The 21,782-nt window shown below is 55.9% G+C and carries 28 protein-coding genes; 22 read left to right on the top strand and 6 right to left on the bottom strand.

Features of this window, described 5'->3' with window-relative positions; translation table 11 throughout:
* Positions 1-128: 128 nt before the first annotated feature.
* From A2V21_306620 to A2V21_306580, 9 genes are all read left to right on the top strand, one after another.
* Positions 129-1,337 (top strand): hypothetical protein, encoded by a 1,209-nt coding sequence (locus A2V21_306620; protein ID OIJ73966.1) that lies wholly within the window; start codon positions 129-131, stop codon positions 1,335-1,337.
* Positions 1,338-1,397: 60 nt separating this feature from the next.
* A complete protein-coding gene (locus A2V21_306615) occupies positions 1,398-1,691 on the top strand; it encodes a hypothetical protein (protein ID OIJ75086.1) in 294 nt (97 codons plus the stop codon).
* An 18-nt stretch (positions 1,692-1,709) separates the two neighbouring features.
* Positions 1,710-2,462 carry a hypothetical protein gene (locus A2V21_306610; GenBank protein ID OIJ73965.1) on the top strand — a complete coding sequence of 251 codons (753 nt, stop codon included), beginning with the start codon at positions 1,710-1,712 and terminating at the stop codon, positions 2,460-2,462.
* Entirely contained in the window at positions 2,437-2,793 is a 357-nt protein-coding gene (locus tag A2V21_306605) for a dihydroneopterin aldolase (GenBank protein OIJ73964.1), read from the top strand. Before A2V21_306610 ends, A2V21_306605 begins: the two co-directional genes overlap by 26 nt.
* Positions 2,793-3,308 (top strand): 2-amino-4-hydroxy-6-hydroxymethyldihydropteridine diphosphokinase, encoded by a 516-nt coding sequence (locus A2V21_306600; GenBank protein OIJ73963.1) that lies wholly within the window; start codon positions 2,793-2,795, stop codon positions 3,306-3,308. Before A2V21_306605 ends, A2V21_306600 begins: the two co-directional genes overlap by 1 nt.
* 101 nt (positions 3,309-3,409) lie before the next feature.
* Positions 3,410-3,796, top strand: coding sequence for a hypothetical protein (locus A2V21_306595; protein OIJ73962.1), 387 nt, complete (start codon positions 3,410-3,412; stop codon positions 3,794-3,796).
* Between the two features lie 295 nt (positions 3,797-4,091).
* On the top strand, positions 4,092-4,949 hold the full coding sequence (locus A2V21_306590; protein ID OIJ73961.1) for a protease HtpX: 858 nt from the start codon (positions 4,092-4,094) through the stop codon (positions 4,947-4,949).
* Between the two features lie 207 nt (positions 4,950-5,156).
* On the top strand, positions 5,157-5,336 hold the full coding sequence (locus A2V21_306585) for a hypothetical protein (protein OIJ73960.1): 180 nt from the start codon (positions 5,157-5,159) through the stop codon (positions 5,334-5,336).
* Positions 5,337-5,455: 119 nt separating this feature from the next.
* On the top strand, positions 5,456-6,799 hold the full coding sequence (locus A2V21_306580) for a ribosomal protein S12 methylthiotransferase RimO (GenBank protein ID OIJ73959.1): 1,344 nt from the start codon (positions 5,456-5,458) through the stop codon (positions 6,797-6,799).
* 134 nt (positions 6,800-6,933) lie between these two features.
* Here A2V21_306580 and A2V21_306575 read toward each other — a convergent pair whose 3' ends face one another.
* Entirely contained in the window at positions 6,934-7,245 is a 312-nt protein-coding gene (locus A2V21_306575) for a hypothetical protein (protein OIJ73958.1), read from the bottom strand.
* Positions 7,246-7,363: 118 nt separating this feature from the next.
* Between A2V21_306575 and A2V21_306570 the strand changes: the two genes are divergently transcribed.
* The 6 genes from A2V21_306570 to A2V21_306545 all read left to right on the top strand — a co-directional run bounded on the left by A2V21_306570 (position 7,364) and on the right by A2V21_306545 (position 10,587).
* Positions 7,364-7,696: a hypothetical protein gene (locus tag A2V21_306570; GenBank protein ID OIJ73957.1), complete on the top strand. Its 333-nt coding sequence runs from the start codon at positions 7,364-7,366 to the stop codon at positions 7,694-7,696.
* 85 nt (positions 7,697-7,781) lie between these two features.
* Positions 7,782-8,240 carry a hypothetical protein gene (locus tag A2V21_306565; protein OIJ73956.1) on the top strand — a complete coding sequence of 153 codons (459 nt, stop codon included), beginning with the start codon at positions 7,782-7,784 and terminating at the stop codon, positions 8,238-8,240.
* A gap of 187 nt (positions 8,241-8,427) precedes the next feature.
* Positions 8,428-8,826, top strand: coding sequence for a hypothetical protein (locus tag A2V21_306560; protein OIJ73955.1), 399 nt, complete (start codon positions 8,428-8,430; stop codon positions 8,824-8,826).
* A 53-nt stretch (positions 8,827-8,879) separates the two neighbouring features.
* Positions 8,880-9,062, top strand: coding sequence for a hypothetical protein (locus A2V21_306555; protein OIJ73954.1), 183 nt, complete (start codon positions 8,880-8,882; stop codon positions 9,060-9,062).
* Positions 9,063-9,151: 89 nt separating this feature from the next.
* Positions 9,152-10,345: a hypothetical protein gene (locus A2V21_306550; protein OIJ73953.1), complete on the top strand. Its 1,194-nt coding sequence runs from the start codon at positions 9,152-9,154 to the stop codon at positions 10,343-10,345.
* Positions 10,346-10,362: 17 nt separating this feature from the next.
* Positions 10,363-10,587: a hypothetical protein gene (locus A2V21_306545; GenBank protein OIJ73952.1), complete on the top strand. Its 225-nt coding sequence runs from the start codon at positions 10,363-10,365 to the stop codon at positions 10,585-10,587.
* Here A2V21_306545 and A2V21_306540 read toward each other — a convergent pair.
* From A2V21_306540 to A2V21_306525, 4 genes are all read right to left on the bottom strand, one after another.
* Positions 10,567-11,640 carry an arsenical-resistance protein gene (locus A2V21_306540; protein ID OIJ73951.1) on the bottom strand — a complete coding sequence of 358 codons (1,074 nt, stop codon included), beginning with the start codon at positions 11,638-11,640 and terminating at the stop codon, positions 10,567-10,569. The two genes, A2V21_306545 and A2V21_306540, sit on opposite strands and share 21 nt — an antisense overlap.
* Positions 11,633-12,013: an arsenate reductase gene (locus tag A2V21_306535; protein OIJ75085.1), complete on the bottom strand. Its 381-nt coding sequence runs from the start codon at positions 12,011-12,013 to the stop codon at positions 11,633-11,635. The genes A2V21_306540 and A2V21_306535 overlap by 8 nt, the downstream gene beginning before the upstream one ends.
* 41 nt (positions 12,014-12,054) lie before the next feature.
* The gene (locus A2V21_306530) at positions 12,055-12,423 is read right to left on the bottom strand and encodes a hypothetical protein (GenBank protein ID OIJ73950.1); all 369 of its coding nucleotides are present in this window, start codon (positions 12,421-12,423) and stop codon (positions 12,055-12,057) included.
* Positions 12,424-12,544: 121 nt separating this feature from the next.
* Positions 12,545-12,877, bottom strand: coding sequence for a hypothetical protein (locus tag A2V21_306525; GenBank protein ID OIJ75084.1), 333 nt, complete (start codon positions 12,875-12,877; stop codon positions 12,545-12,547).
* 471 nt (positions 12,878-13,348) lie between these two features.
* Here A2V21_306525 and A2V21_306520 point away from each other — a divergent pair, with 471 nt between their 5' ends.
* The 7 genes from A2V21_306520 (at position 13,349) to A2V21_306490 (ending at position 21,103) form a co-directional block, all read left to right on the top strand.
* Positions 13,349-14,788 (top strand): hypothetical protein, encoded by a 1,440-nt coding sequence (locus A2V21_306520; protein ID OIJ73949.1) that lies wholly within the window; start codon positions 13,349-13,351, stop codon positions 14,786-14,788.
* A 10-nt stretch (positions 14,789-14,798) separates the two neighbouring features.
* The gene (locus A2V21_306515; protein ID OIJ73948.1) at positions 14,799-16,193 is read left to right on the top strand and encodes a hypothetical protein; all 1,395 of its coding nucleotides are present in this window, start codon (positions 14,799-14,801) and stop codon (positions 16,191-16,193) included.
* Positions 16,194-16,242: 49 nt separating this feature from the next.
* Positions 16,243-16,662: a hypothetical protein gene (locus A2V21_306510; GenBank protein OIJ73947.1), complete on the top strand. Its 420-nt coding sequence runs from the start codon at positions 16,243-16,245 to the stop codon at positions 16,660-16,662.
* Between the two features lie 65 nt (positions 16,663-16,727).
* The gene (locus A2V21_306505) at positions 16,728-17,273 is read left to right on the top strand and encodes a hypothetical protein (GenBank protein ID OIJ73946.1); all 546 of its coding nucleotides are present in this window, start codon (positions 16,728-16,730) and stop codon (positions 17,271-17,273) included.
* Between the two features lie 90 nt (positions 17,274-17,363).
* Positions 17,364-18,695, top strand: coding sequence for a hypothetical protein (locus A2V21_306500; GenBank protein OIJ73945.1), 1,332 nt, complete (start codon positions 17,364-17,366; stop codon positions 18,693-18,695).
* 631 nt (positions 18,696-19,326) lie between these two features.
* Entirely contained in the window at positions 19,327-20,301 is a 975-nt protein-coding gene (locus A2V21_306495; protein ID OIJ73944.1) for a deoxyhypusine synthase, read from the top strand.
* 403 nt (positions 20,302-20,704) lie between these two features.
* On the top strand, positions 20,705-21,103 hold the full coding sequence (locus tag A2V21_306490) for a hypothetical protein (GenBank protein OIJ73943.1): 399 nt from the start codon (positions 20,705-20,707) through the stop codon (positions 21,101-21,103).
* Between the two features lie 141 nt (positions 21,104-21,244).
* Here the strand turns inward: A2V21_306490 and A2V21_306485 are convergent, their stop codons facing one another.
* Complete coding sequence (locus A2V21_306485; GenBank protein OIJ73942.1) at positions 21,245-21,769, bottom strand: hydrogenase; 525 nt, start codon at positions 21,767-21,769, stop codon at positions 21,245-21,247.
* Positions 21,770-21,782: the final 13 nt, after the last annotated feature.

Here is a 21,782-nt window from a genome sequence, read left to right as displayed (position 1 = left end):
CTCTCTCCTGAGAACACCCTTTTTTCTCCAAAACAAAGCCATCGTATAGCGCATCCACGGCAAATCCCTTTATATGATAGACTGTATACTGTCCGGATGGCAAAAGAGTCCTTGCGGGGGATGGGTCGATGGATGGCAGGTACAGGTATGTGATAATAGGCGGAGGGCTCGCCGGGGCATCGGCCATAAAGGGGATAAGGGAGCGCGACATGGACGGGCGGGTGATGCTTCTTGGCGCTGAGGCCGACCGTCCCTATGACAGGCCGCCGCTTTCAAAGAAACTCTGGTTCGGCCAAAAAAAGCTCGAAGACATATTCCTGGAACCCACGGACTATTACGAGAAGAACGGGGTAGACCTGAGGCTCGGCACGCGGGCCGTTAAGCTTGATGCCAATGAAAAGACGGTTATCGATGACACGGGGGGCGTGTACGGATACGAAAAGCTCCTCATCGCCACCGGAGGGTCTCCCAGGGCGCTTCAGATCCCTGGAGGAGACCTGGAAGAGATATTTTATTACAGGTATATCGACGACTACAGGCGCCTTAGGCAGAAGGCCGCGGCAGGCGCCTCGGCCCTCGTAATTGGCGGCGGCTTCATAGGCTCTGAAATAGCCGCCGCGCTCAGCTTCAACGGGGTGGAGGTCACGATGATCTTCCCTTCTTCCTATATATGCGACAGGGTATTCCCTGAGCCGCTCGGCAGGGCCGTCGAGGCGAGTTTCATAAAAAAGGGGATAAGGCTATTCCCCGATGCGAGGCCCGCGTCTGTCGCCAAAAAGGGCGACAGGTTCATCTTGAAGACCGTTGATGGCAGGAGCTTCGAATCGGATATGGTCATCGCCGGGATCGGCATAACGCCGGCGGTGGAGTTGGCGAGGAGCGCCGGGATAAAGACAGAAGACGGGATAACGGTCGATGAATTTTTAAGGACGTCGGAGCAGGACGTATTCGCCGCTGGCGACTGCGCCTTCTTCCCTTACAAGGCCCTCGACAGAATGACGAGGGTAGAGCACTGGGACAACGCGCTCACCCAGGGGCGGCGCGCGGGGCTGAACATGGCCGGAGCAAAGGAACCTTACGACCATATGCCGTATTTCTTCTCAGACCTCTTTGACTTCGGCTACGAGGCGGTGGGAGAGGTAAGCTCCAATCTCGATACCTTTGCCGACTGGCAGGAAGAGAATATGAAAGGGGTCGTCTACTACCTTAAGGAGCGCCGGGTGAGGGGCGTGATGCTATGCAACGTCTGGGAGAAGGTGGACGAGGCGCGCTCGCTCATCAGAAAGGGAGGAGAGCTGACCCCTGAAGACCTCTTGGGGGCGATATCGCTTTCCTGAGGGTCTCCTGAAAGAAAGGAGGACGCCGTGATAACAGATGAGAACTGCCGCAAGATAGAGTTGGGGCAGAGGCCTCTGACTGGGTCCGAATCAGGCGAGCTTTCAAGGGAGGTGCCTCAATGGGCGTTAAGGGACTCTTCGATATCAAGGGAGTTGAGCTTCAAGGGGTTCCGTGAGGCGATAGGGTTCGTGAACGAGGTCGCCGTTGTGGCTGAAGCCCAGGACCATCACCCCGATATCTGCATCTCATACAATAAGGTAGACCTGAGGCTTACCACGCACAAGGCCGGGGGCCTCACCCGGAACGACTTCATAATGGCCGCGAAGATAGACGCGATCGAGGCGAGCAAATAACAGGCTGGAGCTTGACAGATGTCCTGGGAGATAAAAGGCAGGAACGCGCTGGTAACCGGCGCGGCCAAGAGGATAGGAAGAGAAATAGCCCTCAGGCTCGCGGAAGAGGGGGCGAACGTTTGCATACATTACTCCGCCTCTGAGCAGGAGGCTAAAGAGCTACAGACCGAGGTCTCCGCAAAGGGTGTCGCGGCCTGGCTTATACGGGCCGACTTCGACAAAAACGAGTATGAGGGGCTCCTCGATAAGGCCGTTATCGCGGCTGGCGGCATAGATATACTCGTGAACAACGCCTCCATATTCCCCGAGTCTACCGTTGGGGAGATGACGCTCGACGGGCTTTTCGCCAATATACGGGTAAACGCCTGGGCGCCCTTTACGCTGATGAGGGACTTCGCTCGCATCATGAAAAGGGGCAAGGTCGTAAACCTCATAGACTCGAGGACATCCGGCTACGACTGGAAGCACGCCGAGTATATGATGAGCAAGCACCTGCTGAGTGAGCTTACAAAGATGGCGGCTGTGGAGTACGCCCCTCAAGTCGTCATAAACGGCGTTGCGCCAGGGCTCATACTCCCGCCGCCGGGCGTTGAGATGGCCTATCTGGAAAGGTTGGTCGGGACCGTGCCACTTAAGAGGCACGGCGGCCCGCGTGATATAGCGGAAGCTGTAATATACGTATTAAAATCGGAATTTCTGGCCGGAGAGGTCATAAACGTTGACGGAGGGAGGCATCTGATTGAATATGGCCGTGGACCGCATCCTGATTGAGGGGCTTGCAGCGCGCTGCATAATAGGCATAAACCATGACGAGCGGAGAGAACGACAGGACATTATCATCGATATCGACCTTTACTGCGATCTCAGGCGGCCCGGTGCCACCGACAGGATCGAGGACGCCGTCAACTACAAGGATATAAAGAAGAAGGTCCTTGGCTTTGTCGAGCCTTCCGGGTTCTTCCTCATCGAGGCCCTTGCCGAAGGTGTGGCAAGGATATGTCTCGAGCACTCGGGGGTGGAAAGTGTAAGGGTAAGGATAGACAAGCCCTCGGCCCTGAGGTTCGCGAAGACCGTCGGTGTTGAGATAACGAGGGGGCGTTAGTGGCGCGGGCCTACATAAGCATAGGCTCGAATATCAGCCCTGAAAGGAATATCCTCGAGGCTTTAAGGCTCCTTGCGGCTGAGGGGCTGGATTCCGTTTCTACCGTCTACTGGACAGAGGCCGTTGGGAGGCCCGGGCAGCCGAGGTTTTTGAACTGTGTTGCGGGTCTGGCCACCGGGAGGCCTCCCGCCGAGCTAAAGGCCGCCCTCAAAAGGCTCGAAGGCTCTCTGGGCCGCGTAAGGACCGGGGATAAGTACGCGCCAAGGGCCATAGACCTCGACCTTATAGCATACGATGACGTCAAGGTGGCCCGGGACGGTTTCGTGCTCCCTGACCCCGATATCGAGGCCCGCCCATTTATTGCCATCCCCCTTCTTGAGCTCGATCCGTATGTCCTGACCCCTTCAGGCCGCTCGATCGAAGAGGTTGCAAGGGGCCTCAATAGCGAAGGCATGGAGGAGGCCGCAGCCTTCACGGATTCGTTACGGCGTGAGCTGTTTGAAAAAGAAGCGTAACACCATGATAAATAAACAATTCTAATATTAGCGTTGACACACTACGTTAAGTAGAATAATATTAAACCTTGGACAGGCTCTAAAAAAAGCTGGAGGTCGTTATGTTCAACCGTTTAACCAGGAATATCATGATAGGCCTTATTGTCATGCTTGGCGTCTTTGCCCTCCATGCAAATGGCATTGCCGATACCATGAAGGCCCAGATAAAGCAGGTAAAATCCAGCGAGGTCTGCATGGTCAATAATACGGTAATGGCGAAGCCCCAGATACCGGTAGAGTTCGAGGGCAAGACATATTACGGCTGCTGCGCCGGATGCGTTTCTACCCTTAAGACAGACCGCAGCGCCCGTTATTCAAAAGACCCGGTCTCCGGCAAAGAGATAGATAAGGCAAAGGCCGTTATCGTGGAAGGGGTGAACGGCTCCGCCCTTTATTTCGAGTCCGTAGATACGGCCCAGAGGTACAAGGAGGCAGGCGCCGCAAAATAATGAGTGCTCTGTCATGGGGACCTGGCAACCGGATTCCCTTGACAGCTGTATACTCATCTGTTATTGTTATATTCTGTAAAGGGGAGTAGCCTGCAGTGACCGCCGTCAGCACGGCCTTAAAGGGCCCGGCGCCATTGGTTAGCGTTTCAGCTAACAGCGAGACCTTTACCGCGTAAAAGGGGGCGGCCCGTGGTGGCGCCTTCGAATTGTTTTTTCATAGCGCGGTAGAAGGTCTTTTTTATATTTCGGGCCGCGTTAAGACCACAAGAAGGAATAAACAGGAGGAGACAAAAAGATGAACGGGCTTAAGACCGGGGTTCTGATGCTGGCGCTCACGCTCATGCTTGTGGCTGTCGGCGCGACTATAGGCGGAAAGAGCGGCATGACATTCGCCTTGGTCATCGCTTTCGCCTTGAACTTTTTCAGCTACTGGTGGAGCGACAAGATAATACTCAAGATGTACGGCGCGAAGCCTGTGACCGAGGCGGAGGCCCCTGAGCTTTACTCCAGCGTAGCAAGGCTCTCATCCGCGGCAGGGCTACCCATGCCAAAGGTCTATGTAATGGACCAGGCCCAGCCCAATGCCTTCGCGACCGGCAGAAACCCCGCTCACGGGGTCGTGGCCGTGACGACCGGCATCATGAAGATGCTCACGAGGGAGGAGCTTGAAGGGGTCCTGGCTCATGAGCTCGCCCATATAAAGCACAGGGACATACTGGTCGGCACTATAGCCGCCACCTTTGCCGGCGCCATAAGCTACCTCGCCCAGATGGCCCAGTGGGCGATGATCTTTGGCGGCGGAAGGTCAGATGATCGTGAGGGCGGTAGCAGCCCCATAGCCGCCATAGTAATGATGATAGTCGGCCCGATAGCCGCGATGCTCGTGCAGATGGCGATATCGAGATCAAGGGAGTACAAGGCCGACCAGGGAGGGGCGACTATCGCCGGGAACCCGCACTACCTCGCGAACGCTCTGAGAAAGCTCCACATGGCCTCCCAGAGGATACCCATGGAGGCAAACCCGGCTACCTCTCATATGTTCATAGTGAGCCCCCTCACGGGCGGGTCGTTCTTCAAGCTCTTCAGCACGCACCCCCCGATAGAGGAAAGGATAGCGAGGCTGGAGTCGATGCGCCCCGGAATAGGCTACTGAAAAAGCCGGAGTTTTGAAGCAACTGCCAAATCTCTAATGTCGAAAAGCGGGTTACGGTGAAGGCCGTAACCCGCTTTTTTTTCTATAGCCCAGCCATCCGCTTGTCTCCCGGAAAAATCCACTCAAGTTCGGTGAATCGGCCTCCGAAGTGGATACTATAAGGCTTCCGTCTTTCAAGGCGGGAGCTTCTATAAGGAGGAGAAAAAGATGGAATGCGGCTGCGTCTACCTTACAGAGAGCGTTTGCAAGGCATCGGTCAGCAGCATGGTCCCAAGCCTCTTTGACTACGAGGCCTACTGCCACTCAGAGGGCCATTACCACTGCCCGGTGCTCCTTGCGCACACCTTGAGGGACGGCTATAAAGAGCTTTTGAGGGCCGCGGTCTAATAATACCCGCAGGCCCGTTCCCCTCGTTCACCATCGCTATGGCGGGACCTTTGGGTCCTGCGCCTATGGTCTGCTTTCGTCTTGCCTGACAGCGCCGTTCAAGTTAAAATAAGACCCTTATGCGGAAGACAGCGGAAAAAGTATGTTTAATAAGCCTCGGCTGCCCCAAGAACCTTGTAGATTCCGAGGTGATGTTAGGCATATTGAAGGGCTCCGGGATGGAGCTTACATCGGCGGAAGGGGATGCGGACGTCCTCATCGTCAATACCTGCGGCTTCATCGGGGACGCCAAGGAGGAGTCGATAGACGAGATACTCGCCCTTGCCGAGCATAAGAAAACAGGCAGGTGCAGGCGTCTTATCGTAACCGGGTGCTTGAGCCAGCGCTACAAGGAAGAGCTTGCCGAAAGCCTCCCGGAGGTCGACTGCTTCATAGGCACGGGCGAGTACCACAGGATAGCCGAGGCGGTCCAGGAGGGCTTCAGGGAAAGGGTCCTCGTGGGGCTGCCAACATTCATACACGACTATACCACACCGAGGATAATCTCCACCCCGGGCTATTACGCCTATGTGAAGGTGGCCGAGGGCTGCTCAAACCATTGCAGTTACTGCTCCATCCCTTCCATCAGGGGCTCGTTCAGGAGCAGGTCTGTAGAGTCGGTGGTGAGGGAGGCTGAAGCGCTCTCAGCGCAGGGCATAAAAGAGATAAACCTCATAGCTCAGGACACTACATCCTTCGGCAAGGACAGGGGAGAGGGGCTGGAAGCGCTTCTCAAGGGCCTTGTCCCGGTCAAGGGGATCGAGTGGATAAGGCTCCTGTACCTTTATCCAGGCAGGATAACCGACGAGCTCATATCCATTATGAAGGGCGAGGAGAAGGTCCTAAGCTACATAGACCTGCCACTTCAGCACATAAGCCCTCCGGTACTAAAGGCGATGAACAGGCTCTACGACAGGGCTGGCGTGGAGGCCCTCATAGAAAAGATCAGGTCGAGGCTCCCGGACGCGGTGCTACGCACCTCGATGATAACCGGCTTCCCGGGGGAGACTGAAAAGGATTTTGAGGAGCTATTGGGCTTCGTAGAGGCCGCCCGGTTCGACCGTCTCGGCGCGTTCGTCTATTCGAGGGAGGAGGGAACCCCGGCGTACTCGATGAAAGGGCAGGTCCCCAAGAAGGTGAAGGCCGGCAGGATGGAGGCGCTCATGGCGGCCCAGAGGGAGATATCCCTTGAGAAGAACAGCGCCCTCGTTGGGAAAAAATTACTGGTCCTCGTCGAAGGGCCTGGTGAGGAAGGTTACGCCTTCAAGGGCAGGGCCTCGGCACAGGCGCCCGACGTGGACGGCGCGGTCTACTTGAAGGGAGAGAAGGCCTCGCCAGGCGATATAGTCTCCGCAACTGTGACAGGGGCGGGCGATTATGACATATACGCCGAAGCAGATCAGGGAACTTCTGGGAAATTCTGATTGATCCGCGGTGATTGTCATTCAGAGCGAAGCGAAGAATCTTGTGCGTAGACAATTAACGAGTTACAAGATTCTTCGGTCGCTTACTCCCTTCAGAATGACAGAAAACAGAATTCATCAGAGATTTCTTGAATCTATTTCTTAAGTGCCCTCTTGACCCTTCTTTCCACAGACTCGACCTTTGAGGTGATCCTCCCCTTCTTCCCTTTTCTGTAGTCTATCTTTATTGACGTCGATACGCGCTCGCAGTCCTTCCTCATCCTGTCGAAGCATTTTTTGACCACCGCCAGGCAATCGTCCCAGTCACCCTCGATCACGGTGCCCATCGGGTTCAGCCTGTAAGGGAGCCCGCTCCTGTCGATTATCTCAAGCGACCTTGCCACGTACTTGCTTACGCTCTCGCCCTTGCCTATAGGGGTCATGCTGAATTCGAGCAGAACAGACATATCTTTTCTCCCTCCGAAAGTTTTTTGTGATTTTCGCAGAGCCGCTTGAAATATTCAAGTCCTCGGTTATCCTCCTATTAAGGATCCCGGTTCTCATTTAAAACACAAAGGAGGCATTATGAGGAGGATCATCCCGTTTATGCTCTTTGCGTTTATTCTTGGCCCGTTGAGCGTCGCGAACGCCGCTCCAGCGGAACCGCTCTTCAAATCGAGATGCCAGCCATGCCATGGGCCTGGCGGCAAGGGCACCGGCATAGCTCCGTCCCTTGTCGATAGCCAGTTCGTAAGGTCCGCCTCAGAAGATGATATCGTCAAAACGATAACAAAGGGCAGGCAGGGAGGAGATAGAAGATACGCGGATAGATACCCGGCCGGGATGCCCCCGCAGAAGCTCTCTGCTGAAGAGGCGAAGGAGATGGCAAATTATCTTAAAAGCCTTCAGGGCAAATAAGAGCGGACCTGGTTTGAGCTACTTGACTTGGCCTCCACAGGCGATAATATTTAAATATAACAACTTTTTTAAAGGAGGCAGTGCAATGCGAACGGAAAAGAGTCATATCGCCGCGTTTTTAGCGCTCCTTTTCTTCTCTTTGTTGATAGGGGTCTCAAATGCGGCCACGAAAAAGGTCATCGCCGCGACTGAAAAGCTCACACTTGAAGCCGAACCAGCATTTCGGGAGGCAAGCGGGGAGGCGCTCATAAGGGACGCCAGGGCCGGGCAGAAGGAGATCAATATCCAGGCCAGCGGCCTCAGGCCGAATTCTGTATATACGCTCTGGTTCGTGAGCGAGGAGGCTGGTAAGAACATGGCCGGAGTCGGCAGGGCGGACTTCTCCTTCAAGAGCGACGACAGGGGCAACGCGAAATATTCCGCCACCGTATCAGCGGCAGAGATACGGAAGTGGGATAAGATCGAGGTCGCGTACCATCCTGACGGCAACCCCAGGAACATGGCCAACATAGATATCGCGCTCATAGGCGACCTGGGGGGATAGCGGAGCGGATATGATAAGACGTAAAAAGGGGACGCGTAATACGCGCCCCCTTTTTTTATTTGAAGCTCGGAGTACCCCTCCCGCTCGGTTCTCCCTCTGATGCCATGTCCATGAAAACTTAACATGACCGCAATATTCCCTCAACATCCGGCGGCTATAATCCGATAAAAACCAAGATGGAGAAAAGATGGAAAAAAAGAGGGTACTCATAATCGAAGACGAAATGGACATCCTGGACCTGGTGGACTATAACCTCACAAGGAAGGGGTATATGACCTGCGGGGCGCTTGACGGAGCCGACGGGCTTGAAAAGGCGCTAACTTTCACGCCTGACCTGGTGATACTCGACCTGATGCTGCCGGGGATCGACGGATGGAGGCTCTGCAGTCTTCTTAAGGAGAAAAGAAGGGAGCTTCCAGTGCTCGTGCTCACGGCCAAGTGCATGCCAGAGGACAGGGCCGTTGGATTTGAGGCCGGCGCCGACGACTACATGACCAAGCCCTTCGAGGTGAAAGAGCTCATCTTCAGGGTGGGGCGCCTGCTTAAAGAGGACGGGTGTAACGGAGATATCACCGCCCTGTCATAATCCCTTAACAATCGGCGGGTAAGATGTCTTTAAAAACGAGGAGAAAAAGAGAAATGGAAGAGTGTCCATATCTGGAGAAGGGAAACAAGGCCGTCTGCGCCGCTTCGATAAGCCTGCTGGCCCCGACGGTAGAAGATGAAGAGAGCTACTGCTTAACCGAAGAGCACTACCGCTGTCCGATGCTCCTGAGCCACGTCCTCAGGCGCGGCTCGGCGCGACCGAAGAGGCTTAACTGAACCGGCTTGTGCCGGGCGAAAAAAAAGAGGTCTGGGTACAGCAGATTTTGAAGGCTAAATAAAAAAAACAAGAAGGAGAGATTATCAGGATGAAGAGAAGGCTGTTCGTCTTTATGTTGGGATGTGCGTTTGCAGCGCCTTTGGCCGCGAACGCGGAGGTAACGGATCCGCTCCTGCGGAAACTGGTGGACAAGGGGACTCTGAGCGCCACCGAGGCCGAGGAGGTTCAGTCAAAGAAGGTCGAGCTTCCAGCGGCCCTTAAAGGCCTGAGCGTGAGCGGTATCGCGTTCTTCGATTTCTCGGCGGGGCAGTCAGCCTCCGGCGCCTCCGCAAAGACCGACTTCAGCAGGTTTACCCTCCAGAGGGGCTATCTGAACATAGTAAAGGAGATAACCCCGTGGATGAGGGCGAGGATGACTACAGACATAAAGTCGGGGACGACCGTGACAGGCGATTATACAGTGAGGATGAAATACCTCTACGCGGATTTCCTGACGCCGGATATGGGCCCCTTGACCAATACGGACATAAGGGCCGGCCTCGGACATACTACCTATCTGGACTTCGAGGAGTCCATTAACGGTTACAGGATGCAGGGCTCCATGTTCGAAGACAAAAGAGGGCTCATAACATCGTCCGACCTCGGGGTAAGCGTGCAAGGCTATCTGGCAGGCAAGCTCTCCAAGGAGCAGACGGCCGAGGTGGGAAGCGGTAGTTATGCCGGCAGGTACGGAAGCTACCACATAGGCGTATACAACGGCGGCGGCTACAGCGCAACAGGCGAGACGAACAAGGACAAGTCCGTGCAGGGCAGGCTCACCGTGAGGCCCTTGCCGGATGCGCTGCCCGGTCTGCAGCTCACCTACTTCGGGATCGTCGGCAGGGGCAACGCCACAGATGCAGCCACAGGCAAGCCCCAGCAGTGGACGAACAATACCGGGCTTGTGACCTACCAGCATAAATACGCCACGGCTACGGCAGAGGTCTACTCCGGAAAGGGCGCGTTCAACGGAGATACGTCGAGCGCGAAGGAGAAGGAGGGGTACTCGCTCTTCGCGAAGGTAGCGCTCCCGACCTACGACCAGGTCGCTTTCTTCGGCAGGTACGACAGCTTTGACCCGAACAAGGACGCCTCTGACGACAGGATAACCACGACCATAGGCGGCGTGAGCTACAGGATAACAGGCCAGAATTATATCGTGGCGGCGTATGAGAAGACCCACGACGAGACAAAGGCCTACGACGACAAGAAGGGGCAAGTAGTCCTGCAGGTGGCGTTCTAACGCGTTCTAACAGGCTGTTGAAAAACAGCCTGGTAAAGATAGACGAGTTTACAGGGGGGGCGCCGATACCCCCTGTAAATACCCGCGAAGCGGGTCTCTTCATCCCGAAAAGGGCGGGAGTTGTCCACCCTCCCGCCAGCAAAAAAAAGACGCGCCGGGGCCTCTTCTGGAAGGCTTCGGCTACAGGTGGAGGGAAGACGGGCAGTCCTCATAAGGCTTCCTCATCTTACGCCCTCGCGTGAGAAGGTATCTGCCGAACGGAAGACGCGCTGCCTTAAAAACAGGGAAACGTTTACGAGGGACATGAGGGCCGGGACCTCGACAAGGGGGCCGATTACAGCGGCAAAGGCCGCTTCAGAGCCTATGCCGAATGTGGCTATGGCCACCGCGATGGCGAGCTCGAAGTTATTTGACGCGGCCGTGAAGGCGACGGTAGCCGTTTTTGGATAATCCGCTCCGGCTTTCTTACCCATCCAGAAGCTTACAAGGAACATGACCGCGAAGTAGATGAGCAGCGGCACGGCGATCCTCGCCACATCGAGAGGGACCCCTAATATCTCGCCGCCCTTGAGGCTGAACATGACGACTATCGTAAAGAGGAGGGCCGCAAGGGTCAGCGGGCTTATCCTTGGGATAAAATAGCCTTCGTACCAGTCCCTTCCCCTGAGCCTTACAAGAAAGAACCTTGTCGCCATTCCTGAGAAGAAAGGTATGCCCAGGTATGTAAGTACGCTTCTGGCTATCTCCGCGATGCCCACGTGGACGACCGCGCCTTCAGCCCCGAAAAGAGGCGGCAGGAAGGTTATAAAGAGCCAGGCGTAGAGGCTGTAGAAGAATATCTGGAAGAGGCTGTTGAAGGCCACCAGCCCTGCGGCATACTCCGGGTCGCCTCCGGCAAGCCCGTTCCAGACTATGACCATCGCGATGCAGCGGGCAAGCCCGACGAGTATGATGCCCGTCATGTAGCCGGGATAATCGCCTAAGAAGAGCAGGGCAAGGGCGAACATGAGGACCGGCCCTATGAGCCAGTTCTGCGCAAGCGTTATCGCCAGTATCTTCCAGTCCCTGAAGACCTTGCCAAGCTCCTCGTAGCGGACCTTTGCCAGAGGGGGGTACATCATGAGGATGAGCCCGATGGCTATGGGCACATTTGTAGTCCCGTAGCTTAAGGACTCAAGCGCCGCGGATATCCCGGGGACGTACGAGCCAACGAGCACGCCGGCTGCCATGGCCAGGATTATCCAGAGCGTAAGAAACCTGTCGGTGAAAGAGAGGGTGCTTGCTGTTTTAGCCATTTCCGATTATCTCAGGGAGCCTCTTTACGAAATCCCGTATTTCGTCCCTGACCCTTCTGTAGTGTGCCATCGCCTCATCGTGGTCTTTCGCGTCACGCGCGAGGGCGGGCGGGTCATCGAAGCCAGCGTGCACGGCCCTTGCGCCGCCCGGGAATACCGGGCAGTTCTCGCCGGCCTCCGAGCAGACCGTTACGACAAGGTCGAAGCGCTCGCCTCTTAGCGCGTCCACATGTTTTGATGACTGGCCTGAGATATCCACCCCGGCCTCTCTCATCGCCTCCACCGCCAGGGCGTTAAGCCCCGCGGGCCTGCTCCCGGCAGAATAAGCCTCTATCGTCCCGGCCCAGAAGCGCCTGGTCCAGCCCTCGGCCATCTGGCTCCTGCAGGAATTTCCCGTGCAAAGGAAGAGGACCCTTATCTTTTTGCCTGCGCCCTGCAAAGGGCCTCCTTTGTCATGCCGTTTATCTTTTTAATGGCCTTCATGTCAGCCCCTATGGAGCTGTCTTCCGCCAGGGTATCCCTCACCCACCGCAACGCCTTTTGGGCCGCAGGAGAGGCTTCCCTGCCGGCAAGCCTGTAGTAGACCCACCTGCTGTCCTTGCGGGAAGCTATAAGGCCGGAGTGCTGCAGCAGCTGCAGGTGCTTGGAGACGGTAGACGGGGCAAGGCCCAGAAGCTCTACTATCTGGCATACGCAGAGCTCTCCGGGGAGGAGCGCCATGAGGACCCGGAGCCTCGCACGGTCTGAAAGGGCCTTTGCTATCGTGAGAGTTTCATCAAACATAATTAATATTATAATTCGCCAAATGACGAATTGTCAATGTTTGATTTGCCGGGAGGGCGGGGATGCTCATTTTAAAAGGAGATTAGGAAGAAGGGCGCTGAATTGAGCGGGTTCTGCGGATTTATTTTTCAGTGCCGGTGATGATCTCTCCGCCTGCCTTTGTCCAGGAGATTATCCCGCCATCGAGGTCCACCAAGCCCTTGTAGCCCTTGCGGGAGAGGATATCGATGGCTGTGAGGCTCCTCTTGCCGGACCTGCAGTAGAGTATGATCCGGCCGCCTTCTGGAAGGGATTTTACGCCTTCGAGCGTGTCAAGCGGCATGAGTACGCTCCCGGGTATGTGGGCCCCGTAGTGCTCGGCCGGGGTGCGGACGTCGATGAGGATGACCTTCTCGTTGCCCTCAAGCATCCCCATAAGCTCATCAGCCTGAACCCTCTCCGGCCCGGAGGCCAAAGATACGGAAGAGAGGCATACGAGAGTGAACGCGAATAAAGACGTAATGAAAAACGAGTGGCTTGTCATCTTCCGATTATATACCAGTTCGGCCTCAAATCAAATGGGTTTCAGCAGGCTGCTGAAAAAGGCCAATCTGCGGCGTCGTCTTCAAAATTCGTTACCGCGGCGTACCAAAAAAGTACGCCTCGTTCCTCCTGTTTCGACTCCTTGCATCTTGACCCTGAGCAGCCTGAACGTGATTTTGAGTTTTTCATCAACAGTCAGGCGGTAACGGCCAGCACACAGTAAGCAAGGCGAGCCAGGACAGCCTAACGGCCTGTTTTTATGACGTAATAGCGCATATGCGCGGATAAAGCTACCCTGCAATAGAAAGATCGCCGCTAAAAAACCCTTGACAGGTGTGTAGATCCCTTGTAGGATAATTGAAAATGATTTTCAATATCGTTGGAATACCGAGGGACCTTCCTGATGCTAAAGACGCTTTTTTCACTCTTCGCCGCCGCTTTTCTGGCCCTGTTCCCGCTTGTGCAGGCCTGCCAGGCCGGGGAGGGCTACGCCAATGCCTTAACCGAGATAGAGACCAATCTCGACAAGGCGCTCGAGAGCCATAAGGCCGGGGAGACCAGCAAGGCGAAGGCGTACGTCACGAGCGCTTATTTTGACTCATTTGAGGGTAGCGGCCTTGAAAATGCCCTGGGGGCCGTATCGCCCTCGGATAAGACTGAAATAGAGGCCATCTTCGGCAGGATAACGGGGCAGATCCGCTCCGGCGAGGCGCCGGAGAAGGTTGATGCCTCCATCGACGAATTGATGGAGAGGGTTCGCGCGGGCGCGGCCTCTCTTGAAAAAGGAAGCCGTTCAGGCCACCTCTCTCTGTTTTTTAACTCCATGCTGATCATCGTCAGGGAGGGGTTTGAGGCGATCCTCATAATAAGCGCCCTCGCGGCCTATCTCGTAAAGACCGGGAAGGCGGAAAAGGTCAGGGTTGTCTACTCCGGTGGCGTTCTGGCGATAGTAGCGAGCCTTCTCTTTGCCGCGGTCTTTCAGCTCTTCTTTTCAGCGGCAGGCGCCGGCAGGGAGGCGCTCGAAGGCATCACCATGCTCCTTGCGACGGCGGTCCTTTTTTACGTGAGCTACTGGCTTATAAGCAAGGCCAGGGCGGCCCGCTGGCAGAGGTACATCAAGTCCTCGGTCGAGGGAGCCCTAAGCAGGGGCAATATCTACACCCTCTGGTTCGCAGCCTTCATAGCGGTCTTCCGCGAGGGCGCTGAGACGGTACTCTTCTATCAGGCGCTCTATTCATCGGCCAGCGGCGGCCTGGGGTACCTCCTGGGCGGAGTCGGAGTCGGCACAGTCATACTTGCGGTAATATTCCTGCTCTTCCGTTACGGGACGGTCAAGATACCTCTGGGGCAGTTCTTTACGGTTACGAGCGCGCTCCTCTATTACCTCGCTTTTTCGTTTTCAGGCAAGGGGGTGCTCGAGCTTCAGGGCGCCGGGTGGCTTTCGACCACGCCGGTCGCCGGAATGCCATCCGTCGGCTTCCTAGGTATATACCCGAGCTGGGAAGGGCTCTCTATCCAGATATTCCTTGTGCTGGCGATGCTTGCCGCCCTGGCATATAGCCTCCTTCTGAGGCCGTACATGGAAAGGGGCAGGATGCTCGGAGAAGTCGCGCATATCGCCTCTGACATATCGGGGCTGCATGGGACGCTCGACCATATACGGCAGCATGCCCTCCTCTGCCAGGAGCTATCTGTAAAGAAGGATGGATCGGAGGTCGTTGAGATAAAAGGGCATCTCAAGGATATAGACTCGAAGGTGCATGAGGTCATGGACCACCTTGAAAAGCTCGAGGAGGCCTTTTCAGACGTATTCAAGGATATCGAGCGCACAATAAAAAAGTGAGAAGACCCCAATGAAAACCGACAACGCGATACGTGAGACGATAGAGGTTGAAAGGAAGGCCCCCTGGCAGAAGAGGCTGGCCGCCGGGATCGAGGAATTCTTCACCGGCCACAAGAGGCTTATTGGCTATATCCACCTTGCCATGCTCATCATGTTCACCGCGCTTATACTCATCCCGCCGTTCCTCCCGGCCCCCCCGGAGGAGGCGACGCCCCTGAATAACTTTACCGTATTCGCGCGCTTTCTTTTCTGGGGGATATGGTTCCCGCTCGTCCTGCTCTCTACGGTCGTATTCGGCAGGATCTGGTGCGGTGTTTTCTGCCCGCAGGGGGCCCTTGCGGAGTATGCGAACAAGGTCGGGATCAATAAAAAGTCGCCCTCCTGGTTACGTTGGGAAGGCACACCCATCTTAAGCTTCGTCTTTGTCACGGTCCTCGGCCAGCTCGTAGGCGTGCGGGACTACCCGCTGCCGGTGGTGGAGATATTCGGCGGCACAATGCTCCTGGCCGCCGTCGTTGGCTTTATCTATACCAAGCGCTACAGGACCTGGTGCAGGTATCTTTGCCCGATAGGGTCTCTCCTTGGGATATTCTCAAGGCTCGGGATGGTAAGTTTTGAGGAAAACAGGCCCGGGTCAAAGGTCACGGGCTTTAAAAAGGCCGCATGCCCGACGTTTATCGGCCTTGCCGGAAAATCCACAGGCCGCCATTGCATAGAATGCTTCAAGTGCGCCGACCACTCAAACGCTGGCGCGATGGCCCTGGCATTCAGAAAGCCGGGGACGGAGATAGAGAACATCTCAAAGAGCGCGCCTTCCATATATGAGGTCATCTTCCTCTTCGGCGCCACCGGGCTCGCCCTCGGGGCCTTCCACTGGCAGGCGAACCCGTTCTATATCCTCTTCAAGCAGACGATAGGAGAGTTCCTGCTCGTTGTGGGGCTGGGAGAGTTCATAGGAGGCAGCGGCCCGTGGTGGGCGATGGCCAACTACCCTGAAGCCGGAGAGGTCTTCAACTGGCTGGACTTTATATCCATCGGCTCTTTCATGCTCCTGGGCCTTACAGTTGCTACTGTGGTCCTCTTCGCATTTACCACAGCCACCGCCTTTCTGGCCTATGGCCGAAATACGACGGTCAGAAGGGTCACGGAGCTCGGCTATTTTTACGCGCCTGTCGCGATGATATCGATAGTCATCGGCCTCGGGCAGATGCTCTTCCAGGCCATGGGCGAGATGGGGCTCCCCCCTGTGGCCGTGAAGGGCGTCCAGACAACACTCTTTGCCGGCGGGGCGCTCTGGAGCCTCTACCTGGCCTATAAGGTGCCCGGCAGGCTTGGGTTGCACCTCATTCCGAGCGCGGCGGGCATTGGCCTCGTTGCCTGGGCGTGGAAGATGGTAATTTTTTGAGCATCAATTGAACATGACAATCAAATTCAGAATATAGAAGGGGTGGTCGATGAAAAAGAGGGTCCTGTATTTCGCGCACGAATTAATCGCAGCATTTGTCCTCGTATCCGTCCTGTCGGCGGGCGCCTTTGCCGCCGGGACCTGGGCAGGGGTGGCTGAAAGGATAGGGGGGGAGCTCAGCGCGAGCCTTAAGCTCTACGAGGCTGGCAAGATTGAAGCGGCTGAGGAGAAGGCAGTTGACGCCTACTTCGGGGTCTTCGAGGGGGAAAAGGCGAATATGGAGATAGCCGTAAGGCAGAGGCTCTCCCTTAAAAGGGCGGTTGACCTTGAGAAGGGCTTCTCGGAGTTGAGGAAGGCTATGCACGTCAAAGCGCCTGTCCAGGAGGTAAAGGGCAGGGTAGCAAGCCTCGCGGAGGCGGTCAGGAAGGCCGCGGCTGAACTGGATGGGAAGGGGGTGGAGCTTAAGTAGCATAGGCATTTCAAGTTTGGCGCGGAATTGAGCTTTTTACAAAAAAACAAGGAGAGAGTAAAGAGATGAAGATGTTGAAGAGAGCGTTTATCGTGTTAGCTTTTATCGTTTTGTACAGCCCGGCCGCCTTCGCCCTTGAGGTGCCGATAGGACTGCCGCAGCCCCTTTTCGGGATGGATATCTCGGCCGTATACCTTCAGCCCATTGAGATGGAGCCAAAGGACGGGCCCCACGCGATGCTTTCGAGGGAGAAATCCGATATCCACATCGAGGCCGATATAAGGGCGTCCGAGAACAACCCCAACGGCTTTGCCGCCGGGGAATGGATACCGAACCTGACCGTGACCTATACGCTTATAAAGCTCGACACCAACCAGAAGATAGAAGGGCACCTTGCCCCCATGGTTGCCAATGACGGCCCGCACTACGGGGATAACGTAAAGATGCTCGGGGCGGGCAAATACAAGGTCATTTACAGGATAGAGAACCCGCTTAAGCAGGGTTTCGGCAGGCACACCGACAGGGAGACCGGCGTAAGGCCCTGGTTCAAGCCCTTCGAGGTGGAGTGGGAGTTCACCTACTTCGGCGCAGGCAAAAAGGGCGGGTATTGATCAAGCCGCCTTTTTTTGGGGCTCAATTGAAAATGATAATCAATTTCGATGATTCACGGATTCAGCAAATTCAGACGGAGGTTCGGCGTAATGAAAGCGATGTTGAGCAGATATGCCCTGTCCGGGCTTGTCCTGGGGCTCCTGTCGTCACCCGCGTTCGCGGCTGACGCGGCGCAGGGTTCCATGAGCGAGCGCATGGAGAGGATGGAGAAGATGGTAGAAGAGCTTGAAAAGACGAAGACCGAAGGGATGGAGGAGTTAAAAAGCCATGTGGAGACGCTCGAGCAGGAGCTTACCATGGTCGACTACAGGACAGGCAGGATAAAGGCGCTCCAGGAGAAGGTGGAGGCCTTGTCGATAGGAGGAGACCTGTCGCTCATCGTCCAGGGCGTAAGCGGCGGCGGCACGAACAAGGCCGACGGCTCATATTCGGCGGACCTCTTCCTTATCGCGCCGGTAGGGCGCTACGGGAACCTCTTTTTCAGGGGCGATATAGGCCAGGGTGAAGGGGCCTCCCTTTTAATCCCGCCCACGTTCTCCGGGCCGAACGCAGACCTCGAGTTCGACCAGCCTTCATTCGAGATCGCCGAGGCCTGGTACTGGACCGAGTTCGCGATCCCTGACACAAGGGACAAGAGGCTGGAGATGACGATTGGAAAGATGGACCCGACAGCCCTCTTTGACGCGAACACGGTGGCAAACTCCGAGGTAAGCCAGTTCATGGCCGACATCTTTGTCAATAACCTGGCCATCGAGTTCGGCGGAGACGCCAACGGCTACGGGGCGGGGCTTTCGGCCGCTTACCGCTTCACCTCGATCTACAACAAGGGGTTGAACGTCACCGGCAGGGTCGGCCTCTTCGAGGGGGACGGGGACTTTCAGGACATGATGGACAGCCCATTCATCATGGCCGAGCTCGACATATGGAGGCCCTACTACGGCCTTGACGGCAACTACCGCATCTACGCCTGGACCAACCAGGTAAAGCACACGGACCTTGCAGACCCGACGACGGAGAACCTCTCCAATAAGGGCTTTGGAATAAGCGTAGACCAGAAGGTATCAAACGACATGACGCTTTTCGCTCGCTACGGGGTCCAGGACAAAAGCGTTGCAAGCTTCGATCAGGTCATAAGCGCGGGCGCGCAGTTGGTCGGCAACGCCTGGGGCAGGGGCAACGACGTAGCGGGCCTCGCCTACGGCGCGAGCCACGTAAGCAAGGACTTCAAGGACAATTCCCTCTCCCTTGAAGGGTACTCCGCTGACGCGTCCTTCGAGCATTACATAGAGGCATATTACAGGTACTGGGCTAACGACAACATCTCCATATCGCCTGACCTCCAGGTAGTAGTAAACCCGGGCGGCGATAGCTCCCAGGATACTGTCTTTATATACGGGGCAAGGCTCGCCGCCACGTTCTAACAATAAGTCCAATCCCGACCTCATCCAGGGGTCATCTGCACTTGGAAAGGGCTGAGGGCTCTTGATGCGCCCATGATGGCAGATCAAGAGCGGCTCATGGAGGGCCCCCTTGCCTCAGCCGCTTTCCATTCCCTTTAAGGGGAAAATGACGATATTGGCAGGCGGGGATTTGAGATACCGAAGGCGTCAAATGGTAATAGTCTGCTGTGTCTGTAAAAAGAAGCTGGGCGAAAAAGAGCCCTTTGAGGACAAGCGTGTAACGCACTCGTATTGCGCAGAATGCCATGCAAAAGAGCTTGAGGCGATCAAAAAGGCGTAATCGACATGAAAACGCTTTTCTTGCCGCCCCCCTTACATCTCCGTCAAGATAGACGCCTTTTAGAATCCCTCTGCCCCTTCGACGTTGATCGATCCATCCTCAAGAGAATGCAACAGCAGCAAGAGTTCCATATTTTATAAAAAACCAGGGACTTTTGAGACAATTCACTGTGAAATCCTGAGGGGGGAGATTTTGCGAAAGTAGCGCGCCTCCTGAGCCCACTTATTCCTTGACATCTTTTTGTAGAACCGTATCTTGGATATAGTCCGCGAAAGCAGGATCTTCGATCATAATCACGCAGAGGAAGGAAAAATGAAAAGAGGACCGATCTCAAAGTTCATCGAAAGGCATTATCTCCACTTTAACGCAGCCGCCCTGGTCGACGCCGCAAAGGGCTATGAAGCGCACCTGGACAAAGGCGGCAAGATGATGGTCACGCTTGCCGGGGCCATGAGCACGGCCGAGCTTGGCAAATCTCTTGCCGAGATGATACGCGCCGGGAAGGTGCATATAATCTCCTGCACAGGAGCGAACCTCGAAGAGGACGTATTCAACCTCGTTGCCCACGACCATTACAAGAGGATACCGGGCTACAGGGACCTCTCCCCCAGCGACGAATGGGAGCTCCTCCAGAACGGGTTCAACAGGGTAACCGACACCTGCATACCCGAGGACGAGGCCATAAGGAGGATAGAGCACCACATCTACGAGCTTTGGAAGAAGGCGGATGACGCGGGTGAAAGGTACCTCCCGCACGAGTTCTTCTACCAGCTCTTAAGGAGCGGCGTCTTGAAGCAGTACTACCAGATAGATGAAAAGGACAGCTGGCTTTCAGCCGCGGCTGAAAAGAACCTGCCGATCATCGTCCCTGGCTGGGAGGACTCGACCCTCGGTAACATCTTCGCCTCATACTGTGTGACCGGTGAGTTGAAGCCTACCACCATGAGGTCAGGAATAGAGTACATGCAGTTCCTTGCCGGCTGGTATGAAAACAACAGCTCAGGGCACGGTGTAGGCTTTTTCCAGATAGGCGGCGGCATTGCCGGGGATTTTCCGATATGCGTAGTCCCCATGCTCAGGCAGGACCTTAAAAAGGACGCCACGCAGTTCTGGACGTATTTCTGCCAGATATCGGACTCGACCACGAGCTACGGCTCATATTCCGGGGCGGTCCCGAATGAGAAGATAACCTGGGGCAAACTGAGCGCCGAGACCCCAAGATTCATCATAGAGTCGGACGCGACGATAGTAGCCCCGCTGATATTCGCGTGGGTGCTCGGCTGGTGATGTAGCAGAACGAGCAGAGTAGCTCCCTGCCCCAGGCCGGTTAAAAAACCGGCCTGGGGCTTTTTTTTGACCTTTCCGGCCCTTCCACGGGCAGCTCAGCCTTTCACTCCGTATTCTGATAGACTTTTTATAGGGCTAAAAGATGTGCAACCCCCTTAAGGGAGAGGTATCCTTATGAAAAGTTTTGACCTTATCGTCATTGGCGGCGGTGTTGCCGGGCTTGTGGCCGCGAGCGGGGCGGCGCGCTTTGGCGCGAAGGTCGCCCTTATAGACAACGTATCCCTTGGCGGCGACTGCTTAAGGACAGGCTGCGTGCCGACAAAAAGGCTGGTGCAGTCAGCGAAGGTGGCCTCGCTTTTAAGGCGCTCCGAGGAGTTCGGTATCCTGAAACGGCAAGGCCGAGGTGGATTTCAGGAAGGTAATGGAGTCGATGAGAAAGACGAGGGACAGGATAGCGGAGAACGACGACCCGGAGCGCTTCAGGAAGATGGGCATAGAGGTCATCTTCGGGCAGGGGCGTTTCATCGACGGCCAGACCTTTGAGGTGAACGGCGAAAGGCTTGAGGGCGTTCATTTCATCATCGCCACCGGCTCGAGGCCCGTAATATTGCCCATACCTGGGCTTAAGGAGGCACGGGCCCTTACGAACGAGACCGCCCTTGAGCTCCGCCGGCTGCCCTGGCGCATCATAATACTCGGGGCCGGGCCGATAGTGATAGAGTTCGCGCAGATATTCTCCAGGCTGGGCTCAAAGGTTACGGTCATCGAGAAGGACAGGAGGCTTAAAGGGCGGAAGACCTAGCAGGTTGCTGAAAAATTCAAAACCAGGTTCAGGCTTCAAATGAGGTCAAGACGCAAGGAGCCGAAACAGGAGGAATGAGGCGTACCTGGATGGTACGCCGCGATGGCGAATTTTGAAGACGACGCCGCAGGTTGGCCTTTTTCAGCAGCCTGCCAGGTCAGGGCTCACGGCCTTGAGTATCCCGCCGAGTATCGCCGAAGGAGAAGGCGGGCACCCGTGTATGTAGGCGTTTACCGCTATGACGTTTCCGGCCCCGCCGAGGGAAGAGTAGCTCTCGCCGAATATTCCGCCGTTGTAGGCGCAGTCCCCGACGGCGACCACGAGCTTTGGAGAGGGCATGGCGTCATAGGTCCTCTTTAATGCGGTCGCCATGTTTACCGATACAGGTCCTGTTACCAGGAGCATGTCGGCGAAGCGGGGGGAGGCGGTAAAGCGCATGCCGAACCTCTCGCAGTTGTACAGAGGGTTGTTTATGGCTGTTATCTCAAGTTCGCAGGCGTTGCACGAGCCCGCGTCCACGAGCCTTATGGCAAGGCTCCCCCTGAAACGCTCGAGCACCTGTTTTTCGAGCGCCCTTCCGGTAATGGTCACCCGGGCCTCCTCTTCCGGCGCGAGCGGCTCGGTCACTATCCCTGTCCTGAAGATCTGATGGAGTATCCGTATCATCTTTTTTTCCCTA

The sequence above is a fragment of the Deltaproteobacteria bacterium GWC2_55_46 genome, assembly GCA_001595385.3.
Taxonomy (GTDB): domain Bacteria; phylum Desulfobacterota; class GWC2-55-46; order GWC2-55-46; family GWC2-55-46; genus UBA5799.
This window is presented reverse-complemented; position numbering and strand designations above follow the sequence as displayed.

Excerpts from the sequence above, each read along its gene's own strand:
- A2V21_306620 (OIJ73966.1), top strand. The coding sequence starts at position 129 with ATGGATGGCAGGTACAGGTATGTGATAATAGGCGGAGGGCTCGCCGGG.
- A2V21_306610 (OIJ73965.1), top strand. The coding sequence starts at position 1,710 with ATGTCCTGGGAGATAAAAGGCAGGAACGCGCTGGTAACCGGCGCGGCC.
- A2V21_306605 (OIJ73964.1), top strand. The coding sequence starts at position 2,437 with ATGGCCGTGGACCGCATCCTGATTGAGGGGCTTGCAGCGCGCTGCATA.
- A2V21_306595 (OIJ73962.1), top strand. The coding sequence starts at position 3,410 with ATGTTCAACCGTTTAACCAGGAATATCATGATAGGCCTTATTGTCATG.
- A2V21_306590 (OIJ73961.1), top strand. The coding sequence starts at position 4,092 with ATGAACGGGCTTAAGACCGGGGTTCTGATGCTGGCGCTCACGCTCATG.
- A2V21_306585 (OIJ73960.1), top strand. The coding sequence starts at position 5,157 with ATGGAATGCGGCTGCGTCTACCTTACAGAGAGCGTTTGCAAGGCATCG.
- A2V21_306580 (OIJ73959.1), top strand. The coding sequence starts at position 5,456 with ATGCGGAAGACAGCGGAAAAAGTATGTTTAATAAGCCTCGGCTGCCCC.
- A2V21_306575 (OIJ73958.1), bottom strand. The coding sequence starts at position 7,245 with ATGTCTGTTCTGCTCGAATTCAGCATGACCCCTATAGGCAAGGGCGAG.
- A2V21_306570 (OIJ73957.1), top strand. The coding sequence starts at position 7,364 with ATGAGGAGGATCATCCCGTTTATGCTCTTTGCGTTTATTCTTGGCCCG.
- A2V21_306565 (OIJ73956.1), top strand. The coding sequence starts at position 7,782 with ATGCGAACGGAAAAGAGTCATATCGCCGCGTTTTTAGCGCTCCTTTTC.
- A2V21_306560 (OIJ73955.1), top strand. The coding sequence starts at position 8,428 with ATGGAAAAAAAGAGGGTACTCATAATCGAAGACGAAATGGACATCCTG.
- A2V21_306555 (OIJ73954.1), top strand. The coding sequence starts at position 8,880 with ATGGAAGAGTGTCCATATCTGGAGAAGGGAAACAAGGCCGTCTGCGCC.
- A2V21_306550 (OIJ73953.1), top strand. The coding sequence starts at position 9,152 with ATGAAGAGAAGGCTGTTCGTCTTTATGTTGGGATGTGCGTTTGCAGCG.
- A2V21_306540 (OIJ73951.1), bottom strand. The coding sequence starts at position 11,640 with ATGGCTAAAACAGCAAGCACCCTCTCTTTCACCGACAGGTTTCTTACG.
- A2V21_306535 (OIJ75085.1), bottom strand. The coding sequence starts at position 12,013 with ATGGCCGAGGGCTGGACCAGGCGCTTCTGGGCCGGGACGATAGAGGCT.
- A2V21_306530 (OIJ73950.1), bottom strand. The coding sequence starts at position 12,423 with ATGTTTGATGAAACTCTCACGATAGCAAAGGCCCTTTCAGACCGTGCG.
- A2V21_306520 (OIJ73949.1), top strand. The coding sequence starts at position 13,349 with ATGCTAAAGACGCTTTTTTCACTCTTCGCCGCCGCTTTTCTGGCCCTG.
- A2V21_306515 (OIJ73948.1), top strand. The coding sequence starts at position 14,799 with ATGAAAACCGACAACGCGATACGTGAGACGATAGAGGTTGAAAGGAAG.
- A2V21_306510 (OIJ73947.1), top strand. The coding sequence starts at position 16,243 with ATGAAAAAGAGGGTCCTGTATTTCGCGCACGAATTAATCGCAGCATTT.
- A2V21_306505 (OIJ73946.1), top strand. The coding sequence starts at position 16,728 with ATGAAGATGTTGAAGAGAGCGTTTATCGTGTTAGCTTTTATCGTTTTG.
- A2V21_306500 (OIJ73945.1), top strand. The coding sequence starts at position 17,364 with ATGAAAGCGATGTTGAGCAGATATGCCCTGTCCGGGCTTGTCCTGGGG.
- A2V21_306495 (OIJ73944.1), top strand. The coding sequence starts at position 19,327 with ATGAAAAGAGGACCGATCTCAAAGTTCATCGAAAGGCATTATCTCCAC.
- A2V21_306485 (OIJ73942.1), bottom strand. The coding sequence starts at position 21,769 with ATGATACGGATACTCCATCAGATCTTCAGGACAGGGATAGTGACCGAG.